This window comes from Amaricoccus macauensis (assembly GCF_014201905.1).
Lineage (GTDB): Bacteria > Pseudomonadota > Alphaproteobacteria > Rhodobacterales > Rhodobacteraceae > Amaricoccus > Amaricoccus macauensis.
Window position 1 is genome coordinate 45,617 of sequence record NZ_JACHFM010000003.1, and the last position, 18,918, is coordinate 64,534.

Below are 18,918 nucleotides of genomic sequence, written 5' to 3' on the forward strand. Positions count from 1 at the left end.
TCCCTGTTCAGATGGCAAAGTGGCCGCCGCCGACCGTCAGCACCGTGCCGGTGACGCGGGATCGGGGGCGAGCGGCGAGAAAAGCTGCCGCGAGGGCGATGTGGCACGGTTCCGTCAGGCGTCCGACCGCGGCGCCGACGAGCCAGGTCTCGAACCACCAAGGCTTCGGGCGGCCGACAAGGCTGACGTCGCTACCGGGGTGGCCTGGCGTGGCGGCTTTGACGTCGACCTTGCCAGCCCACTGGAGCGCGAGGGGAATCCGTTCATGCGAGCGCACCCTTCAGCGCCGGGTAGAGGGCAAGGTAGCGCTGGTAGATTTCCTCGTAGAGCGCGGCCTCGCGAGGCCGGGGCTCGATGCAGGTGCCTGGCCGGACCATCGCGGCGATGCCCTCGTCTATCGAGGCGAAACGCCCCGCGCCCCTGGCCGCGAGGACAGCGGAGCCAGTCGAGGGCGCGTCCGGGGAGGCGGGAATGCGCACCGGTATCCCCGCAGTGTCGGCGTGGATCTGCATCCAGAGCGGCGAGGCGGTGGCGCCGCCTCCCACGGTCATCTCCGACGAGCCGTAGCCGCCTGCGCGGAAGGCGTCGAGGATTGACCGGGTTCCGAAGCCAATGCCCTCGATCATCGCACGGAAGACGTGATGAGGTTCGTGGGCGAGGGTGAGCCCGACGATGGCCCCGCGGGAGAGCGGGTCGGTATGTGGAGTGCGGTTGCCCTGGAAGTGGTCCTGCACGACGAGACCCTCGGAACCGGGCTCGAGCGCGGCGGCCTTTTCGTTCAGGACGGCGAGGTCGAGATTGCCGCCGCAGAATCGCCGGAGCCAGTTGATGATCGAACCGGTCGAGGTCTGGCCGCCTTCGACGATGTAGCGACCGGGATAGACGATGTCGGGGTAGGCGCCCCACACGCCCCGGGCATGTATCGGCGCCTCGGTCACACCGAACTGGAGGTGGGAGGACCCCGTGATGAGGGCAAGCTGGCCCGGTCGCGCGACGCCGAGCCCGATCATCCCGATGAGGGCATCCGCGCCGCCCTGGACGACCTTGACCGACCGCGGCAGGCCGAGGGCTTCGGCGGCGGGGCCGGTCAGCGTACCGACCACCTCGCCCGGCGGGACGACGCGGTCCGGCCACTTGCCTTCGAGCGCCTCGAGGTCGAGGGCCCTCAGGATGCCCCGGGCCCAGCCTTCGCCGCGATTGTCATAGTGCCAGCGCAGACCGGCGTTATCGAGCGAGGCGACCCGCTCGCCGGTCAGGCGGAAGGTGAGGAAATCCTGGAACTCGCAGATTGTCGCGGCGGCGTCGAAGACGGAGGGTTCGTTGCGCTTGAGCCAGAGCGCCTTCGGAATCATCCACTCGGCGGAAACCGGGCCGCCGCCGGCGCCGTTGATCTTCAGCGCGGGATCGCCGGTGGCGAGGACGGCGTCAGCTTCGGCGTGGGCGCGGACGTCCATCCACAGGAGCGCCGGGCGCAGCGCCCGGCCCGCGCCGTCGAGCGCGACGACCGTGCAACTCGTGGTGGCATAGGCGATCGCCTCGATCTCGGAAGGAGCGACGTCGGCCTCGGCGATCGCGCCGCGCGCCGCCTCGACGAAGGCACGCCACCAGTCCTCGGGCTCCTGTTCGGCGCGCGCGCCCGGCGAGAAGGAGGTCTGGTAGGCGACAGCCTTCTGCCCGAGGCAGGTGCCGGCGAGATCATAGACGCGGGCCCGGAGGCTTTCGGTTCCGCCGTCCGCGGTCAGGTAAAAGGCCAAGTCTTCCTCCCATTCATCTCGCCCGCGTCTTTCGCGCGTTCAGACGAGGCCTCGCCACGCAGCGAGAGCCTTGCTCGCGTACATCGCGGCGGGGCCGCCGCCCATCTCGATTGCGACCGACAGCGCCTGACCAAGGTCGGCCTCGTTGGCACCGTGACGGCGGGCGAGGTCGACGTGGAAGAGGATGCAGTCCTCGCAACCCTTCGTCACCGCGATCGCCACGGCGACAAGTTCCTTCTGCGCGGGGCTGAAGGCACCTTCGGTGCCGGTGGCGCGGGTGAGTTCGGTCATCGCCTTCATGGTGGCGGGCGCGGTGCCCGCGAGATCACCGAGGCGGCGCCGTGCCGCCGCGAGGGCGACCTTGGGATCATCCATGGTCGGTATCTCCGAGAATGAGGTTTGCCATCACGTCGGGGGCGTCCCATTGCGGCATGTGGCCCGTCGGCAGGAAGTGAACCGCGGCCTGCGGGGGCAGGGCGAGGGCATGGGTGGCCGGGATCACGCGGTCCTCCGTGCCGAAGAGCGCGCGGACCGGAAGGCGTCCCGCCAGCGCGGTGAGGGGACGGAGGATGTCGTGCCGCTGGCCGAGCGGGCCGGTAAAATCCGCGGCAAGAGCGACGAGGCGGCCGCGCGCAGTTTCCTTCGCCATCGCTCCGAGGGCGGCATCGGAGAGCGCGCCGCCATTCGGGCCGAGGAGGCGCAGAAGATGCGTCACCTCGCCCGGGGAGCTGGCCGCGGCCATGCCGGACACGAACGCGTCGGAGATCTCGCGCCCGCAGCCCGCCGGGGTGACGAGCGTGAGCCGGGAGACCTTCCCACCGAGGCGACCGGCAAGGGCCGTGGCGATGACTGCGCCGAACGAGTGGCCCACGATATGCAGGCGGCCGGGCAGCGCGTCGGCGAAGGCGGTCATGGCGTCCACGACCGCGGCGACGGTGTCGGCCTCGATTGCCGTCTCGCCGTGGGCGGGGAGGTCGGGGGCGACGGTGCGGCGGCCGGCGCGGGCGAGGATGGCAGAGATCGCCGCCCAGGCGCGCCGATCGCCGGAGAAGCCGTGGAGGAGAAGGATGGTTTCGGCCTGCTCCGCCCCGACGGCGTCGAACGCGATCGGGCCGGCGCCGCTCGCCGCCCGAACGCTCCCGGCCGCCCGCACGTCGCGGGCCTCGATCCGGCCACGACGCCCGGTGCCTGCGATCGCGTCGAGGGAAACACCCGCCTCGCGGGCGAGGCGTCGGGCCACCGGCGTCGCTCGACGGCGGGTGCCCGGCACCACGGTGGCGCGGGGCGCGGGCGCGGCGGGCGCGACCGGCTTGGGCTCTACCCCGGCGGCGGCGAAGTTGGTGGCGAGTCCGCCAGCATCCTCGACCTCGCCCTCAAGGGTAGCGATCGGCGTGCCCACAGCGACGCGCGCGCCTTCGGCGACAAGGTATTCGATCATGCGGCCGTCGGAGAGCGCGGGTACCTCCGCCACGGTCTTGTCGGTCTCGATCTCGAGCAGCGCTTCGCCGCGGGCGTACGAGGCGCCGGGGGCCACCAGCCAGCGGATGACGGTGCCCGCGTCCATCGTCTCGCCAAGCCGCGGCATCAGCAGCATCGCGACGCTGGCCGCCATGCCAACGGCGGGTTCGGCATCGGTGTCTGGCCGGCCAGCGCCTGCGGGAGCCATCTCGTCGGCCCACTCGGCGGCATCGCGGACGGTGGCGCGGGCGAGTGGTGCGCCCACGGCGATGCGGGCGCCGTGCGCCGCGAGGATCTCGTCGAGGACACCGTCGCCGAGGGCCGGGTACTCGACGACGGTCTTGTCGGTCTCGAGCTCGATGATTGGCTGGCCGCGGCGGAAGGCGACGCCGGGCTCGACGAGCCAGCTCACGACGGTCGCCTCCTCCATCGTCTCGCCGAGGCGTGGCAGGGTCAGGGTCAGGGTCAGGGTCAGGGTGGTCATGCCGCGGCCCGCTTGCCCGTGAGGCGCAGCGCGGTCTCGGCAATCAGGCCCGGCCCCGGGACGGAGCCGGTCTCGAGCGCCACGGACACGGAAATCGGGATGTCCTCCCCGGCGACCCGGACGACCGGGTCCTCCAGATAGTCGAAGCATTCCTCGGAGATGCGGGCCGCGAGTTCAGCGGCGACGCCCGCGGTCATCACGCCCTCGCTCACCACCATGGCGCGGCCGACGGCGTTCACCCGCTCGCGGATCGTGTCGAAGTCGAGCGGGTTCAGGGTGCGCAGGTCGATCACCGTCGCCTCGACGCCCTGTTCAGCAAGCCGGTTCGCGGCGTCCATGACGTAGTGGAGCTGTCGGGAGTAGGTGACGATCACGAGGTCTCCGCCTTCGCGGCGCACCGCAGCCCTGCCCCACGGCAGGGGCTCTGCATCAAGGTCGACCGTCTCCTTCATCGTGTAGAGCGCCTTGTGCTCGATGAAGACGACCGGGTCGGGCCGCCTCAACGCCTGGCGCAGCAGGTGGTAGGCGTCCGCGACGGTCGCTGGCATGGCGAGCCGGAGGCCTGGCGTGTGCATCACGTAGGCTTCGAGGCTCTGGCTGTGCTGGGCGCCGGCGGAGCGGCCGGTGCCGCCCTGAGTGCGGAGCACCATCGGCACGCCGATCTGGCCGCCGAACATGTAGCGGATCTTCGCGGCCTGGTTGCCGAGCTGGTCCATGGTCATGCCGATGAAGTCGACGTACATGAGCTCGGCGACGGGCCGGAGCCCGGTCATCGCCGCGCCGACGGCGGCGCCGACGATCGACGGCTCGGAAATCGGCGTATCAATGACCCGCTCGGGGCCGAACTCGCGGATCAGATCCTTCGTCACGCCGTAGGCGCCGCCGTAGCGGCCGACCTCCTCGCCGATGAGGATCACGCTCGGGTCCTCGGTCATGGCGTCGGCGAGAGCCTTGCGCAGGGCGTCGCGGTAGGTGAGTTCGATCATGGTCAGTCCCTCGCCAGGACGCGGTCGATGCGGGTGCGGACGGGCTCGGGCTCGGGTTCGTCGGGCGCGTAGACGTCGCGGAACATCGAGGCGAGCGGTGGCTCGGTGGCGGCAATGGTAAAGTCGATCGTCGCATCCATTTCGGCGGCGACGTCGGCATCGACCGCGTCGAGTTCGGCCTGGGCGGCGAGTCCGGTCTCGATCAGGCGGGCCCGGGCATGGCCGACGGGATCCCGCAGGCGGCCGGCGGTTTCCTCGGCTTCGTCGCGATAGGGCGACTTGTCCTTCCGGGCGTGACCGTAGAAGCGGTAGCAGGAGATGGCGAGAAAGCCCGGTCGGCCGGCGCGGGCGCCCTCGACGAGGGTGCGGGCGGCGTCGGCGACGACCTCGACGTCGATGCCGTCAACGGACATGGCTTCGAGGCCGAAAGCGGCGGCACGCTCATGCAGCGCGGTGTTCGCCGTCGCCTGGTCGATGCGGGTGCCCATGCCGTACTGGTTGTTGATGCAGACGAAGACCACAGGCAGGCCCCAGAGCGCGGCCATGTTCATGCTTTCGTAAAGAACGCCCTGGCCGGTGGCGCCGTCGCCGAAGAAGGCGATGCTCACGGCCCCGCTGGCGTGATGGCGGGCCGAGAGGCCGGCTCCGACGACGGCCGGAATGCCGCCCCCGACGATGGCGTTGGCGCCGAGATGGCCGAGGCCCATGTCGGCAATGTGCATCGAGCCGCCCTTGCCGTGGCAGTAGCCGGCTTCCTTGCCGCCGATCTCGGCCATCATCCGGGCGGGCTCGGCGCCGCGCGCCAGAAAGATGCCGTGGCCACGGTGATGGGTGGTGAAGGTGTCCTGTGGCCGCATCGCCGCCGACACGCCAGCAGCCGCCGCCTCCTCGCCGATCGAGAGGTGCAGCATCGAACCCGCCGACTGGCCGCGGACGAAGAGCTCGCCGACGCGCTCCTCGAACGTGCGGATGCGGCGCATCGTGCGGTAGAACTCGGGCAGCCTGGAGTTGCTCGCGCCAGGGCGCTCTCCGGTTCGCTCGATGGGGCTGGTGTTCGTCATTGCGCGGGCCTCAGAGCAGTTGGAGCTTGGTTGACCGCGACACGACGGCCACGGCGGCGAGAATGATCAGACCCTTCACGATCGACTGGACGTAGGTGTCCATGCCAACGAGGTTCAGGCCGTTGTTGATGATGCCGATGAAGAGGGCGCCGAAGAAGGTGCCAAGCACGGTCGCGGTTCCCGGCCGGAGCATCGTCATGCCGATGAAGACCGTGGCAAGCCCGTCGAGGAGATAGCGCTCGCCGGCGTTGGGCTGGCCGGACCCGAGACGGGCGGCGAGGAGCGCACCCGCGAGGACGGCGAACACCGAGCAGACGACGAGGGCCGCGGACTTGTAGCGCCGGACCTGGACGCCCGAGAGCTCGGCCGCTTTCTGGTTGCCACCCACCGCATAGACGTAGCGGCCGAAGACGGTGCGCTCCATCACGAACCAGGCGACCAGGACCGCGGCGAGCATGAAGAAGGCGAGGACGGGGATGCCGGCGACGCGGCCCTGGCCGAGCCACAGGTACGCCGGTGGCAAGCCGCCGTAGACGGCTCGGCCGCCGGTCATCAGGAAATTGATGCCGAAGATCACCGAGCCGGTGGCGAGGGTCGCGATGAGCGACGGGATGCCGACGAGGGTGACGAGGCCGGCGTTCACCGCGCCGATGACGACGCCCGCGCCGAGCCCGGCGAGAAGGGCAAGCGGCAGGGGCGTGCCGGCGACGAGGAGGAGCGGCACGAGGATGCCCGCGCAGCCGACGGTGAAGCCGACCGAGAGGTCCATCTCGCGGGCGGCAAAGCCGAAGGTCAGGCCGCAGCCGACGATCGTCAGCATGGAAATCTGCTGGGCGATGTTGAGCAGGTTCTGCGGGGTGAGGAAGCGGTCGACGGTCAGCGCGAAGACGACGAACATCACAATGAGCACGACGAGGGTGCTGTAGCGCTGGACGTGCTCCTTGCGAAATCCGAGAACGCGGTCTTCGGTGGGCACGGCGGTGGTGCTCATGCGGCGGCTCCGGAAATGGCAGCGATGAAGGTGGCCTCGGAAAAGCGGTCGCGGGAAATGTCCGCACCAGGCGCGAGGCTGACGAAGGGCACGGCCCGGTGGGCGACGGTCTCGATCTCGAGCAGATCGGAAGAGGCGATGAGGATGGCCGCACCGGTTTCGGCGAGGCGGCGCATCTCGGCGTAGATCTCGGCCTTGGCGCCGATGTCGACACCCTCGGTCGGCTCGATGAAGATCATCACCCGGTAGCGGCCCTCGGCGCCATAGAGCCACTTGCCGATCGAGATCTTCTGCTTGTTGCCGCCGGAGAGGGTGCGCAGGAGCTGGCCCGAGGAGTGCGCCTTGACGTTGAGGAGGCGCATGACGCGACTGCTCTCGGCTTCCTCGCGGCGGCGGGAAAGCACGCCACCGGTCGCCGCATGCTCCGGATGGACGAGGCCGAGGTTCTCGCGCAGGTCCCAGTCGCCGATCAGGGCGTTTTCCATGCGATGATCGGGGACGAGGGCGATGCCGGCCTGCTGCATGGTGCGGGGCGGGCCGGGGAAGGTCGGTTGGCCGGCGACCTCGAAGGCCGCGCAGGTAACGCCGGACCCGTTGTAGAGTGAGCGGGCGAAGCCGAAGTGGCCCGAGCCGGTCAGGCCGATGAGGCCGACAATCTCGCCAGCGCGAAGGGTGAACTCCGGCACTCGCACACCGCCAACGCGCCAGTCCCGAACGGCGAGGGCGACAGGCCCGGGAGCGCGCGCCTGCGCCTTGGCGCGTACAGATGTATCGCCGCCGGTGCGGCGGAGCATCATGTCGACGAGAGCGCCCTCATCCAGGCGCGCGGCATCCTCGGTACAGATGAGACGGCCGTCCCGGAGCACGGTGATGCGGTCGGAAAGCGCCTTGATCTCCGAGAGGAAGTGGCTGATCAGCACCACCCCGACACCTTGGGCGGGCAGGCTGCGGATGATGTCCCAGAGCTGTTCCTTCTCCCGGGCGGGAAGGGTCGCGGTCGGCTCGTCGAGGATGACGAGGGAGACATCGCCCCGGAGCGCCCGAACGATCTCGATGATCTTCTGGTCGGCCATCGGCAGCTCGCCGACCGGGCGATCGAGGTCGATCGCGACCTTGGGGAACCAGCGTGCCACGAGCGCTGCAGCCCGTTGGCGCAGCGCGCCGCGGCGGATCACGCCGCCGGCGACGCGCGGCTCGTCGCCGAGCAGGATGTTCTCGGCACCGGTCAGTGCCGGGACGAGACTGCCTTCCTGACTGACGTGGGCGATTCCGCGAACGAGCGCGTCGCGCGGGCTTGCAAGAGCGACGGGCGCGTCGCCGATCTCGACTGTGCCGGCGGTCGGCTGAAGGCTGCCGCCGAGCACGCTGACGAGAGTCGACTTGCCGGCGCCGTTTTCGCCGATGAGCCCGTGGACTTCGTAGCTGTGGAAAGTGACGGTAACGTCGCTGAGTGCGCGCGTTCCGGGAAACTGCTGCGTGATGCCGGAAAGACGGACGTCCACGTGACGACTCCCGCCGGACTCGCGCCCGGTCGCTGAAGGGGAGGGCGGGGCAGGCGCGTGGCCTGCCCCTGACGGGATCGGAAGAGGCCGGGATTACATGAAGTCGGCGCAGTTCTGCTTGGTGACGAGCGGCGCGTCCATGTAGACGGTGTGCGCGGGGATCACCTCCGCCGCGGGCTTGCCGTCGACGACGATCGCCTGGATCCACTCGCCGACCTGGACGCCCATCTTCTCGAAGGGCTGGGAGACGGTGGCGATCATCATGCTGTCGGGCTTGCAGACTTCGGCGATGGCTTGCGGGTGGCCGTCGATGCCAACCACCTTGACGCCGGTGAGCCCCGCCGCCTGAATGGCGTTGATGGCGGCCTGCGCCGGCTCGTCCCATGGTGCCCAGACCGCATTGATCTCGCTGCCGAAGCGGGCGGCGTAGTCTTCCATCGACTTGCTCGTGTCCTCGAAGAAGGCGGTGTAATCGATGTTGTGCTCGGCGAGCACCTTGACGCCCGAATACTCCTTGAGGATCGCCGCCATCGTGTCACCACGCTTGCGCGTGCCGTGGTGCTCGGCCATGCGGAAGAAGATGAGGTTGCCCTCACCGCCCATCTGGTCGAGCAGGTAGGTCGAGACGTCGGCCGACATCGCCCAGTTGTTGGTAGTGACGTCGACAACCACGCCGTCGACGTAGCCGGAGTCGACCGCGAAGACGGGGATATTCGCTGCGTGGGCGGCGTCGATCGCGGCACGGGAGGCGCGCAGGTCGGACATGGTGATGATGATCGCGCCAACCCCGCGGTTAGCCGCGTCCTGGATGTTCGAGGCGGTCGCCTCGCCCGAGCCGCCGCTGTCGAGGAAGCTCACGTTCCAGTCGGACTTGCCGGTCTCCGAGAGCCATTGCTTGAAGCCGTCCTCGACGCGCTGTTCCGACTGGGCGGCAGCGTTGGAGTGCACCCAGGCGACATCGAGCGCCGTGGCGGCGTTCGCGCCGAGAAGCAGGGCGGCCGCCGAGGCAGCAGCGAGCAGTCCGGTAAACCGGTGTGTCATATCAGATTTCCCCCCTTGGCGCCGTTGGTTGCGTGGCGCCTTTCGATTGACGGCTTGTCCGCGCCGCCAGAGAAACTTTGTGTCGGGATCTTACAAATGTCAAGTTTGATTACATTTGTCATAGAGGGAATGGTATGCTGGAGATGAGCGCGGAAGGCCATGAAAGCCAGATGCTTATGGCTCGTGCGGCGTGGCTCTATTACGTCGCCGGCTTCAATCAGGAGGCCGCGGCGAAACGGCTCGGGATCACGCGAGCCCGAATCAACAAGCTCCTCGCCGACGCGCGCGAGTCCGGACTCGTCAGCATCCAGATCAACCAGGCATACGTCGGGCTGCTGCCGGTCGAGGAGGAACTCCGCAGCCGCTATGGGTTGGACTTCTGCGTCTGTACGCCCGAGCTTGGTCAGACCGACGCCGGGGACCAGGGCGAGGCGGCGGAGGAGTTTCTCCGCGGCTATGCCTTCCGCGCGGTCGGCATGGCCGCCGCTGCACACCTGAAACGGCACCTTCAGGCGAACCGGACGGCGGTGATCGGCACCGGCTGGGGTCGCACGCTCGAGCAGATGACCCTCAACAGCACTGGCATCTCGGCACCGGACGCGCGCTTCATCAGCCTGATGGGCTCACTGACGGCGAATTCGGCCTACAATCCGTTCGAGGTCGTCCATGCGCTGGCGCGGGCGACGGGAGGGGAGGGTCACTTCCTGCCGGTGCCATTCATTGCCGACTCTGCTGCCGACAGGCAGGTCTTGCTTGCACAGCGCAGCGTCCAGCAGGCGCTCGTGCTCGCCCGGGAGGCGACCGTCGCCTACATCTCTATCGGCGAGTTGACCGAGACCTCGCTGTTGCGTCGGCAGGAGATGATTTCCGCCGATCAGCTTGTCTCGCTCCGCGCGGCCGGCGCGGTTGGCGATACCAACGGCCTCTTCTTTGATGCGGCGGGATCGCCCGTCGACCACGAGTTGAACTCACGCACGATCGCACTTGGCTTTGACGATCTGCGGCAAACGAATGTTATCGCCCTGGTCGCCGGAGTTGCCAAACAGCACGCCGCCGACGCCTTTCTTCGGAGCGGCGTGGCGCGCGGCCTTGTCATCGACGGCGACACCGCCCTGAGAATCCTGGGTAAATAGATTGACCGGAATGGAGACGCGCAGCTGTGAAAATGTTGCTGATAGTTCAGGGCTGCCCGAATTCTCTGACCTTCTGATCCATCGCAGCCCGTACAAAGCCCGAAGCCGTGCAGAGTTTGACCTGCTCTCTTCCGGATCGCGCGAAGCCGGGACTTTCCAGTTTTGGGTTGGGCTTCGGTGTGTGCAGGCAGCGGTCGCCGCAGCGCAGGCGGGTCTCGCAGGTCTCCTTGATGCGGGCGCCCGACGCGGCGACACGCCCCAGTCGGGCAGGCTTCAGAGCTTTGGCCGGACAACATGCCTCGCGATGCCTCGCGACATCCGGTCGAGGCTGCGCTCCCCCACCATCTTCTTCAGCCGCACTCTGGTGACGACATGCCCGCGTCCTTCTTCCACCAAGTGCAAAGCGTCGCCTGTCTGCCCGGCCTCGCGGCAGACATCGCCGATTGGCACGCCGTCCCGTCGGCGACAGCCTGTCGGTGATCGCCCGCCCGGCGCTGGCCACTGCTGGCCGCGCTTCGGGCGGCTTCGCCCGCGCGCCGAGGCGGGAGACCTGTGCGACGGCGTTACCGGGCCTGAGTGGTCGGGGTCCCGCCAGACCGGAGTTGCAGGCGTCTGACCGGCATGTTTCAACGCCCCGGGCGCCCGGGACGAGACTGAAATGCTGCTGATCACGATCTGGCCAATCTTCGCGCTGATCTGCCTCGGGTTCCTCCTCGCGCGCCGCGCGTTCCCTTCCGCGGATTTCTGGCCGGCGGCCGAGCGCATCAACTATTTCCTGCTGTTTCCGGCGTTGCTCGTCTCCAGTCTCGCGAAGGCGCCCGTCTACGACCGGGACGTCCTGCGGCTCGGCGCGGCTGCGGTCGCGACCATCCTGATCGCCACCGTGGTCCTCAGCCTTGCCAGACGGCTCCGGCCGATGCCGGCGGCCCGGTTCGGCCCTGTCCTGCAGGGGGTGGTGCGCTTCAACACCTATCTCGCCCTGCCCATCCTGGCGCTCCTGGCCGGCTCCGAGGGGCTTGAGCGCGCGGCGATCTATCTCGCGGCCGCGGTGCCCGTCGGCAATGTCGTCTCGATCATCGCGCTGACCGATGCGCCCGGGTCGCGCTCGCCGCTCACCCTCCTCGGTACCGTCGCGCGGAATCCCCTGATCCTCGCCTGCGTCGCCGGCTTCGCGCTGGCCCTGACCGGGGTCGGCCTGCCGTTCGGAACCGGGAGCTTTCTCGACCTGATGGGGCAGGCCAGCCTGCCGCTGGGGCTTCTGTGCGTCGGCGCGGCACTGAAGCCGGAAACGCTGCGTCAGGACATGGCCGGCCTGATCGGGACTGGCGCGGCGCGTCTGTTCGTGATGCCCGCGCTTGCCGCGATCACCGGCTTTCTCTTCGGCCTGTCGGGGGTCGAGTCCCTAGTCCTCATCGTATTCTCGGCCGTTCCGGTGGCGCCGACATCCTATGTCCTCACGCGACAACTGGACGGCGATGCGACGTTCATGGCCGGAATCGTGACGTCGCAGACCATGGCGGCGGTCGTGACGATCCCGCTGGTTCTCCTGCTCCTGCACGTTCGGTGACAACCCGGATCGCCGGCATGGCGGCGCCGGGCAGCGTCACCGACGACGAACTGCGAGCGCGTCGAGCCCTTGTGGAGCGTCCTCGGAGGGGGCGGTCGGCCGTCTTCCGGCCGCCGCCCGTGCCCCGGGCTCATGCGGGCTTGTGGCGGTCCGGGTGCGCGGCGACGACGGCTGGCAGGGTGTCGAGGGCTTCGCGGATGGCGCGGATGCGGGGCATGGTGTCGAGGGAGACGCCCCAGCGGTCGGCGTTGTAGAGCTGCGGGACCAGGCAGATGTCGGCGAGGCCGGGCGTGTCGCCGTGGCAGAAGCGCCCGGTCGCCGGGTCGTCGAGCATCGCCTCGAAAGCTTCGAGCCCCGGGGCGATGAAGGCCCGCATCCAGCCCTCCATTGTGATTGCGCCGGCGGAAGCTTCGGTTGCGTGGCGGGCGACGCGGAGGTTGCAGACCGGGTGGATCTCCATGGCGATCGCATAGGCGAGCGCCCGGACCCGGGCGCGGCCGGCGGCGTCGGAGGGTAGGAAGCCCGCGTCCCGGGTCTCGTCGAGGTATTCGACGATCGCGAGTGACTGTGTGAGGCTCAGCCCGTCGATATCGAGCACCGGCACGAGACCCTGCGGGTTCCGGGCCAGATGCTCCGGTGCACGCTGCTCGCCCTTGGTCAGGTCTACGGAGATCGAGTCCCAGTCGATCCCGAGAAGCCCGAGGGCGATCCGCACGCGATAGGCGGCGGAGGACCGCCAGTAGTCATGCAGCGTCGTCGTCATCGTGGTCATCGTCTCCAGTGTTGCCGGCGGCGGAAAGCCGGTTGAGGGCATCTTCAAAGGCCTTGGCGGAGGGTCCGAGCTCGGCCAGGAGCTCGGTCTGGAACGCTCCGGCGATCGCGCCGAGCCGTGCCATCATCGCCGCACCCTCCTCGGTCAGCGACAGTGCCACGAGGCGCCGGTCGGTCTCGTGATCCTGCTTGCGCACCAGCCCGGCATCCTCAAGGCGCGCGGCAGCGCGGCTGACCTTGGATTTGTCCATGTCGACACGAGCGTGGATATCGCGCACGCTCACCGTGCCGGCCTGCGCAAGATGCGCAAGGACGCGCCATTCCGGGTTGGTGAGGCCGCTCTCGGTCTCGTAGAGTCGGGCGAAACGCCTGCTGACGCGGCCTGCGGCCACGCTCAGACGGTAGGGCAGGAAACGATCGAGTTCGAATGTCATCTCGGCGAGCCGGCACATTGGGGGGACCACGATCCTACCGTCGCAGTCGTTGCACGTGCAACGGTAGATTTCCGCGGGAGCGGGTAACAGGGCGCTTGACTCATTGCATATGCAACGGTATTGATCATTGCAGATGCAACGAGTCGATCGCGAGAAGGGGGAAGCAAGCATGACAAAATACGAACTGCCGGCGGGAATGATCCGCGCGGCCGTGACCACCGGAACCGTCGAGGGCTACATGCCCGGCTACGGCAACGACTTCGAGACCGAGGCCCTCCCCGGTGCGCTTCCACAGGGGCAGAACAGCCCGCAGAAGTGCGAGTACGGCCTCTATGCCGAGCAGCTTTCCGGTACCGCCTTCACCGCTCCGCGCGGGCAGAACGAACGGACCTGGTGCTACCGCATCCGGCCGTCGGTGCATCATACCGGCCGCTTCACTCCGATCGACGTGCCCTACTGGAAGACGGCGCCGAACATCCACCACGACGTGATCAGCCTCGGCCAGTACCGCTGGGATCCGATCCCCGTGCCCGAAGAAGACCTGACCTGGGTGACGGGCATGCGCACGATCACCACGGCGGGTGACGTCAACACCCAGGTCGGCATGGCGAGCCACGTCTACCTCGTCACGAAGTCGATGGAAGACGAGTACTTCTTCTCGGCCGACAGCGAGCTTCTCGTCGTGCCGCAGGAGGGCCGGCTGCGGTTCTGCACCGAACTCGGCATCATCGATCTCGAGCCGAAGGAGATCGCCATCATCCCGCGCGGCCTCGTCTACCGCGTCGAGGTGCTGGAGGGGCCGTGCCGCGGCTTCGTCTGCGAGAACTACGGTCAGAAGTTCGACGTCCCCGGCCGCGGGCCGATCGGCGCGAACTGCATGGCGAACCCGCGTGACTTCAAGTGCCCGGTCGCGGCCTTCGAGGACCGCGAAGTCCGCTCTCGCGTCGTCATCAAGTGGTGCGGCCAGTTCCACGAGACCTGGATCGACCACTCGCCGCTCGACATCGTTGCGTGGCACGGCAACTACTGCGCCTACAAGTACGACCTGCGCACCTACTCGCCGGTCGGCGCGATCCTGTTCGACCATCCCGATCCGTCGATCTTCACGGTCCTGACGGCGCCCTCGGGGCAGGAAGGCACGGCGAACATCGACTTCGTGCTGTTCCGCGAGCGCTGGATGGTGGCCGAGCATTCCTTCCGGCCGCCGTGGTACCACAAGAACATCATGTCCGAGCTCATGGGCAACATCTACGGTGTCTACGACGCCAAGCCGCAGGGCTTCGCGCCCGGGTCGATCAGCCTGCACAACTGCATGCTGCCGCACGGACCGGACCGCGATGCCTTCGAGCACGCCTCGAACGGCGAGCTGAAGCCCGAAAAGCTCGACGAGACCATGTCGTTCATGTTCGAGACCCGCTTCCCGCAGCACCTGACCGTGTTCGCCGCCAAGGAGGCGCCGATGCAGGAGGAGTACATCGAGGTCTGGGACCAGCTGGAGAAGAAGTTCGACGGCACGCCGGGGGTGAAGTGATGGCGGCTCTTTCCTGGGTCGAGAGCGCCAATGGGGGATCCAGCGACTTTCCGCTGGAGAACCTGCCGTACGGCGTGTTCTCGACCGCCGGCGGGGAGCCGCGCTGCGGTGTCGCCATCGGGGACTTCGTCCTCGACGTGGCGGCGCTGGAGGCGACGGGGGTCATCGGGCTCGACGGGGGGCCGTACCTGACGGAGCCTCGGTGGAACCCGCTGATGGCGGCGGACCCGACGGTCTGGGCGGCCCTGCGGGAGCGGCTGACGTCGCTCCTGACGGAGGGTTCGGCAGATCGCGCGACCGTCGAGCCGCACCTCGTGCCGCTGGCGGAGGCGACTCTGCACATGCCCTTCAGGGTGTCGGAGTACACCGACTTCTATGCGGGCAAGCACCACGCCTTCAACGTCGGCACCATGTACCGCGGCCCGGAGAACGCCCTTCCGGCGAACTGGCTGTCGATCCCGATCGGCTACAATGGCCGGGCGTCCTCGGTCGTCGTCTCGGGTACCGAGGTGGTGCGTCCGTGGGGGCAGGTGAAGCGGCCCGATGAGGAGCTGCCGCGCTTCGCCCCCGCCGCACGCTTCGACATCGAGCTCGAGTTCGGCACGATCGTCGGCCGGCCGTCGAAGGGGATGGTTTCGGTCGCCGAGGCGGACGAGATGATCTTCGGCTACGTCCTGCTGAACGACTGGTCCGCGCGCGACATCCAGACCTGGGAATACCAGCCGCTCGGGCCGTTCCAGGCCAAGGCGACCGCGACGACGATCTCGCCGTGGATCGTCACCCGGGCGGCGCTGGAAGCGTTCCGGACGCCGACGCCGGAGCGCGAGCGGCCGCTTCTGCCCTACCTGCGCGAGCCGCGGCCACTCGGCTACGACATCGCGCTCGAGGTCGGGCTGACGCCGGCGGGCGGCACCGAGACGATCATCAGCCGGTCGAACGTGCGCGAGCTCTATTACTCGGCCGCGCAGCAGCTCGCCCACCACACGACCTGCGGCTGCCCGATGTCGACGGGCGACCTTCTCGGGTCGGGGACGATCTCGGGCCCGGAAAAGGGCAACCGGGGGAGCCTGCTCGAGCTGTCGTGGAACGGCAAGGAGCCGGTGGAGCTTGCCGACGGCAAGACGCGGACGTTCATCGAGGATGGCGACCGGCTGACGCTGCGCGGCTACGCGCAGGGTCCGGGCTACCGGATCGGCTTCGGCGAGTGCACCGGCGTCGTCGTTCCGGCGATCGACCTGCCCGAGTGGGCCAGCGAGACGGGCGCCGCCGCGGCGTCCTGACGCGCGTTCCGCACACGACTCTTCGGCCCCGCCGCCCTCCCGGGCGGCGGGGCTTCACTCAGTCGAGCACGATCTTGGGAATGATCTGGTCCTGGTAGAAGCGCACCAGCGTATGCCCGGAAAAGCTCATGGTCAGCCAGAAGACCGCGAGGATCGCGCAGAGCTTGGGCACGAAGGTAAGCGTTGCTTCCTGCACCGAGGTGAGAGCCTGCAGGAGGCCGATCGCGAGGCCGACGGCGAGCGCCACGGCAAGCACGGGCGTCGAGACCGTCAGGGCGGTCCAGAGCGCCGCCCGCAGGATGTCGAGGACCGCGGCCTCGTCCATGGAAGCGCCCTTCGTCCGTCAGACCGGCATCCGAAGGATTTCCTGATAGGCCTCGACCACCTTGTCGCGCACTGCGACGGCGGTCTGTACCGCGAGTTCGGTCGCGGCCAGCGCCTCGACGACCGCCTGCGGATCGGCGCGGCCCGCGAGGCCGGCCTTCACGGTGTCCTCGCTTTCGCGCAAGGTCGCCATGAAGTCGCTCGCCGCCGCCTCGAAGGCCTGACCGGCGCTCCTGACGGCGGTGTCCTGCGGCACGGGTTTCGCGACCGTCCGGGTCTGGGAGTAGATCTGCGAGGCGAGAGTCGTCTTGATGTCCATGGGGTTCTTTCTCAGCGGCGAATGAGATCGAGAAGCGAGCTCGCCATCTGCCGCGCCTGATCGAACATCTTCAGGTTCGCCTCGTAGGAGCGGTTTGCCTCGCGGGCGTCGGCGATCTCGACGAGCAGGTCGACGTTCGAGCCTTCGGTGTAGCCGTCCTTGCCGGCGAGCGGGTTGGTCGGATCGTAGGTGCGCGCGAGCTCGTTCTGGTCGAGCCGGACCGGTCCGGTCACCACGGCGCGGCTGTCGTCGCTGAAGGGTTGCCCGAACGATTGCCCGAACGTCTGCTCGAAGCTGACGGTCTTGCGGTGATAGCCGGGTGTGTCGACGTTCGCGATGTTCTCCGAGCCGAGCCGGATTCGCGCGGCCTGCGCCGCCATCCCGCTCGCCGAGGCGGCCATCGTCTTCATCATCTCGTTCATGGGGGAGTCTTTCAGCGGATCAGCGGGTGGCGACGACGGAACGCAGGATCGCGAGGGACTTGGAGTAGGCGCCGATCGCGAGGCCGTGCGCCTGCTGCACTTCTGCACCCCGCATCATCTGGTCCTCGAGCGAGACCGAATTGCCGTTCGGCGTCTCCGCGCCGAAGCCGGCGGAAAGCTCCGGCTCGAAGCCGTTGATCGTCGAGCCGAACGCCACATGCCCGGGGCGCGTGCGCTTCGCCTCGAAGGCCGGGCCGGTATCGACGAGTTCGCCAAAGGCCCTGATGTCGCGCGCGCGGTAGCCGGGGGTGTCGGCATTCGCCACGTTCTCCGAGATCACCTGCTGGCGGGCCGATGCGTGGCGGGCAAGCGCGCTTGCGAGGTTCAGGATGTTCAGATCCATCAGTCGGGGGCTCCTGCGTCTCTGCGTCAACGCGGGCTTAACGCTCGATGGTTGAGAAAGTGTAATCGCTTAACCACGTCCGGGAGCCCTGACGGTGCTGACTGACTTCTCCGCCCTCACCGCCGAGCTCGCCCGCATCCCGAACCAGCGCCGGGTCGGCCGGGTCACGGCTGTCGGCACCGCCGCCCTCGAGATCGCCGGGCTGTCGAACCATGCCCGGATCGGCGATCAGGTGGCGATCGGCGTCGGCAATGGCGCGGCGCAGGTGAGCGAGATCGGCGGCGAGGTCGTTGGCGTCTCGGAGCAGGTGGTCCGCGCGATGACCTACGGGCCGCTCGACGGCGCGGCTGTCGGCAACGCGGCGACGCTTCTCGGCGCCGCCGGCGTCCACCCGGCAGAGACCTGGGTCGGGCGGATCGTCGATGCATTCGGCCTGCCGCTCGACGGCCGGCCGCTCTCCCCTGGTGCCGCCAGCGCGACGCTGCGGCGCAGCCCGCCGGCGCCTGCCACGCGCAAGGGCCTCGGCGGGCGCCTCGCCACCGGCCTCACGGTCTTTGACACGGTGCTGCCGCTCGCCCGTGGTCAGCGGATCGGCGTCTTCGCGGGATCGGGCGTCGGCAAGTCGACGCTGCTCGGCGATCTCGCCCGCGGCATCGAGGCCGATATCGTCGTCTTCGCCCTGATCGGCGAACGGGGACGGGAGCTGCGCGACTTCGTCGACAACGTCCTCGGCCCGGCGGGCATGGCGCGCGCCGTGGTCGTCGCCGCCACCTCGGATCAGGCGCCGCTCATCAAGCGCCGCGCCGCCTGGATGGCGATGGCAACGGCCGAGGTCTTCCGCGATCAGGGGCGCCACGTCCTCCTGCTCATCGACTCGCTCACCCGCTTCGCCGAGGCGCACCGCGAGATCGCCCTCACCGCCGGCGAAGTGGCGACGCTCCGGGGTTTTCCGCCGTCAGTCGTGAACCTCATCGCCGCACTCTGCGAGCGGGCGGGGCCCGGGGCGTTCGGCAAGGGCGACATCACAGCGATCTTCTCGGTGCTGGTCGCCGCCTCGGACATGGAAGAGCCGATCGCCGACATCACCCGGGGCGTGCTCGACGGCCACATCGTGCTCGATCGGGCGATTGCCGAGCGCGGGCGCTTTCCCGCGGTGGACGTGCGGCGCAGCGTGTCGCGCAGCCTGCCCGGCATCGCGAGCGAGGCGGAGAACGCCATGATTTCCCGCACCCGCCGGGTGCTGACCGCCTACGAGAATGCTGCGCTGATGATCCAGACAGGCCTCTACGCTCCGGGCAGTGACCCCGGCATCGACGAGGCGATCCGCGTCTGGCCGAAGCTCGACGCGTTCTTCACCGAACGGGCCCCCGAGGGCGTCGGGCAGAGCTTCGAGCGGCTGGGAGAAGTTGTCGGATGACGGGGCCTCTACAGATCCGTCACTGCTGAAGTATCGAAGC

20 protein-coding genes are annotated in these 18,918 nt (G+C 68.7%); 5 read left to right on the forward strand and 15 right to left on the reverse strand.

The window, feature by feature from the left end; all coding sequences use genetic code 11:
• Nucleotides 1-7: 7 nt before the first annotated feature.
• From HNP73_RS14095 to HNP73_RS14135, 9 genes are all read right to left on the reverse strand, one after another.
• Entirely contained in the window at nt 8-277 is a 270-nt protein-coding gene (locus tag HNP73_RS14095; RefSeq protein WP_184150882.1) for a hypothetical protein, read from the reverse strand.
• Nucleotides 264-1,754: an FGGY-family carbohydrate kinase gene (locus HNP73_RS14100; RefSeq protein WP_184150884.1), complete on the reverse strand. Its 1,491-nt coding sequence runs from the start codon at nt 1,752-1,754 to the stop codon at nt 264-266. Before HNP73_RS14100 ends, HNP73_RS14095 begins: the two co-directional genes overlap by 14 nt.
• Before the next feature lie 39 nt (nt 1,755-1,793).
• Nucleotides 1,794-2,129, reverse strand: a complete 336-nt coding sequence (locus HNP73_RS14105; protein ID WP_184150886.1) for a carboxymuconolactone decarboxylase family protein — start codon at nt 2,127-2,129, stop codon at nt 1,794-1,796.
• On the reverse strand, nt 2,122-3,696 hold the full coding sequence (locus tag HNP73_RS14110) for an alpha/beta fold hydrolase (RefSeq protein WP_184150888.1): 1,575 nt from the start codon (nt 3,694-3,696) through the stop codon (nt 2,122-2,124). The genes HNP73_RS14105 and HNP73_RS14110 overlap by 8 nt, the downstream gene beginning before the upstream one ends.
• On the reverse strand, nt 3,693-4,682 hold the full coding sequence (locus HNP73_RS14115) for an alpha-ketoacid dehydrogenase subunit beta (RefSeq protein WP_184150889.1): 990 nt from the start codon (nt 4,680-4,682) through the stop codon (nt 3,693-3,695). The genes HNP73_RS14110 and HNP73_RS14115 overlap by 4 nt, the downstream gene beginning before the upstream one ends.
• A gap of 2 nt (nt 4,683-4,684) precedes the next feature.
• Nucleotides 4,685-5,743: a thiamine pyrophosphate-dependent dehydrogenase E1 component subunit alpha gene (locus HNP73_RS14120; protein WP_221288684.1), complete on the reverse strand. Its 1,059-nt coding sequence runs from the start codon at nt 5,741-5,743 to the stop codon at nt 4,685-4,687.
• 10 nt (nt 5,744-5,753) lie between these two features.
• Nucleotides 5,754-6,734, reverse strand: a complete 981-nt coding sequence (locus HNP73_RS14125; protein ID WP_184150891.1) for an ABC transporter permease — start codon at nt 6,732-6,734, stop codon at nt 5,754-5,756.
• Nucleotides 6,731-8,236, reverse strand: coding sequence for an ATP-binding cassette domain-containing protein (locus HNP73_RS23920; RefSeq protein ID WP_184150894.1), 1,506 nt, complete (start codon nt 8,234-8,236; stop codon nt 6,731-6,733). The genes HNP73_RS14125 and HNP73_RS23920 overlap by 4 nt, the downstream gene beginning before the upstream one ends.
• A 93-nt stretch (nt 8,237-8,329) precedes the next feature.
• A complete protein-coding gene (locus tag HNP73_RS14135) occupies nt 8,330-9,277 on the reverse strand; it encodes a substrate-binding domain-containing protein (protein WP_184150897.1) in 948 nt (315 codons plus the stop codon).
• A gap of 134 nt (nt 9,278-9,411) precedes the next feature.
• Between HNP73_RS14135 and HNP73_RS14140 the strand changes: the two genes are divergently transcribed.
• Entirely contained in the window at nt 9,412-10,410 is a 999-nt protein-coding gene (locus tag HNP73_RS14140) for a sugar-binding transcriptional regulator (RefSeq protein ID WP_246399839.1), read from the forward strand.
• Nucleotides 10,411-11,068: 658 nt separating this feature from the next.
• Nucleotides 11,069-11,977 (forward strand): AEC family transporter, encoded by a 909-nt coding sequence (locus HNP73_RS14145; protein WP_184150900.1) that lies wholly within the window; start codon nt 11,069-11,071, stop codon nt 11,975-11,977.
• Between the two features lie 130 nt (nt 11,978-12,107).
• Here the strand turns inward: HNP73_RS14145 and maiA are convergent, their stop codons facing one another.
• Together maiA and HNP73_RS14155 are read right to left on the reverse strand one after the other, a co-directional pair.
• Nucleotides 12,108-12,749 (reverse strand): maleylacetoacetate isomerase, encoded by a 642-nt coding sequence (gene maiA, locus HNP73_RS14150; RefSeq protein ID WP_425486636.1) that lies wholly within the window; start codon nt 12,747-12,749, stop codon nt 12,108-12,110.
• Nucleotides 12,721-13,182, reverse strand: a complete 462-nt coding sequence (locus HNP73_RS14155; protein ID WP_184150903.1) for a MarR family winged helix-turn-helix transcriptional regulator — start codon at nt 13,180-13,182, stop codon at nt 12,721-12,723. Before HNP73_RS14155 ends, maiA begins: the two co-directional genes overlap by 29 nt.
• Before the next feature lie 169 nt (nt 13,183-13,351).
• On the opposite strand from HNP73_RS14155, the gene hmgA reads away from it, so the two are divergent.
• Together hmgA and fahA are read left to right on the forward strand one after the other, a co-directional pair.
• Nucleotides 13,352-14,713, forward strand: coding sequence for a homogentisate 1,2-dioxygenase (gene hmgA / locus HNP73_RS14160; protein WP_184150906.1), 1,362 nt, complete (start codon nt 13,352-13,354; stop codon nt 14,711-14,713).
• Nucleotides 14,713-15,993, forward strand: a complete 1,281-nt coding sequence (gene fahA / locus HNP73_RS14165; RefSeq protein ID WP_184150911.1) for a fumarylacetoacetase — start codon at nt 14,713-14,715, stop codon at nt 15,991-15,993. The genes hmgA and fahA overlap by 1 nt, the downstream gene beginning before the upstream one ends.
• Nucleotides 15,994-16,051: 58 nt before the next feature.
• On the opposite strand, the gene HNP73_RS14170 is transcribed toward fahA, so the two are convergent.
• The 4 genes from HNP73_RS14170 to HNP73_RS14185 are packed head-to-tail and all read right to left on the reverse strand — an operon-like array spanning nt 16,052 to nt 17,461.
• A complete protein-coding gene (locus tag HNP73_RS14170) occupies nt 16,052-16,318 on the reverse strand; it encodes a flagellar biosynthetic protein FliQ (RefSeq protein WP_184150914.1) in 267 nt (88 codons plus the stop codon).
• A gap of 18 nt (nt 16,319-16,336) precedes the next feature.
• Nucleotides 16,337-16,636: a flagellar hook-basal body complex protein FliE gene (gene fliE / locus HNP73_RS14175; RefSeq protein ID WP_184150917.1), complete on the reverse strand. Its 300-nt coding sequence runs from the start codon at nt 16,634-16,636 to the stop codon at nt 16,337-16,339.
• Between the two features lie 11 nt (nt 16,637-16,647).
• Nucleotides 16,648-17,058 (reverse strand): flagellar basal body rod protein FlgC, encoded by a 411-nt coding sequence (gene flgC, locus HNP73_RS14180; protein WP_184150920.1) that lies wholly within the window; start codon nt 17,056-17,058, stop codon nt 16,648-16,650.
• A 19-nt stretch (nt 17,059-17,077) separates the two neighbouring features.
• The gene (locus HNP73_RS14185; protein ID WP_184150923.1) at nt 17,078-17,461 is read right to left on the reverse strand and encodes a flagellar basal body protein; all 384 of its coding nucleotides are present in this window, start codon (nt 17,459-17,461) and stop codon (nt 17,078-17,080) included.
• 94 nt (nt 17,462-17,555) lie between these two features.
• Between HNP73_RS14185 and HNP73_RS14190 the strand changes: the two genes are divergently transcribed.
• Nucleotides 17,556-18,878 (forward strand): FliI/YscN family ATPase, encoded by a 1,323-nt coding sequence (locus HNP73_RS14190; protein WP_184150925.1) that lies wholly within the window; start codon nt 17,556-17,558, stop codon nt 18,876-18,878.
• Nucleotides 18,879-18,918: the final 40 nt, after the last annotated feature.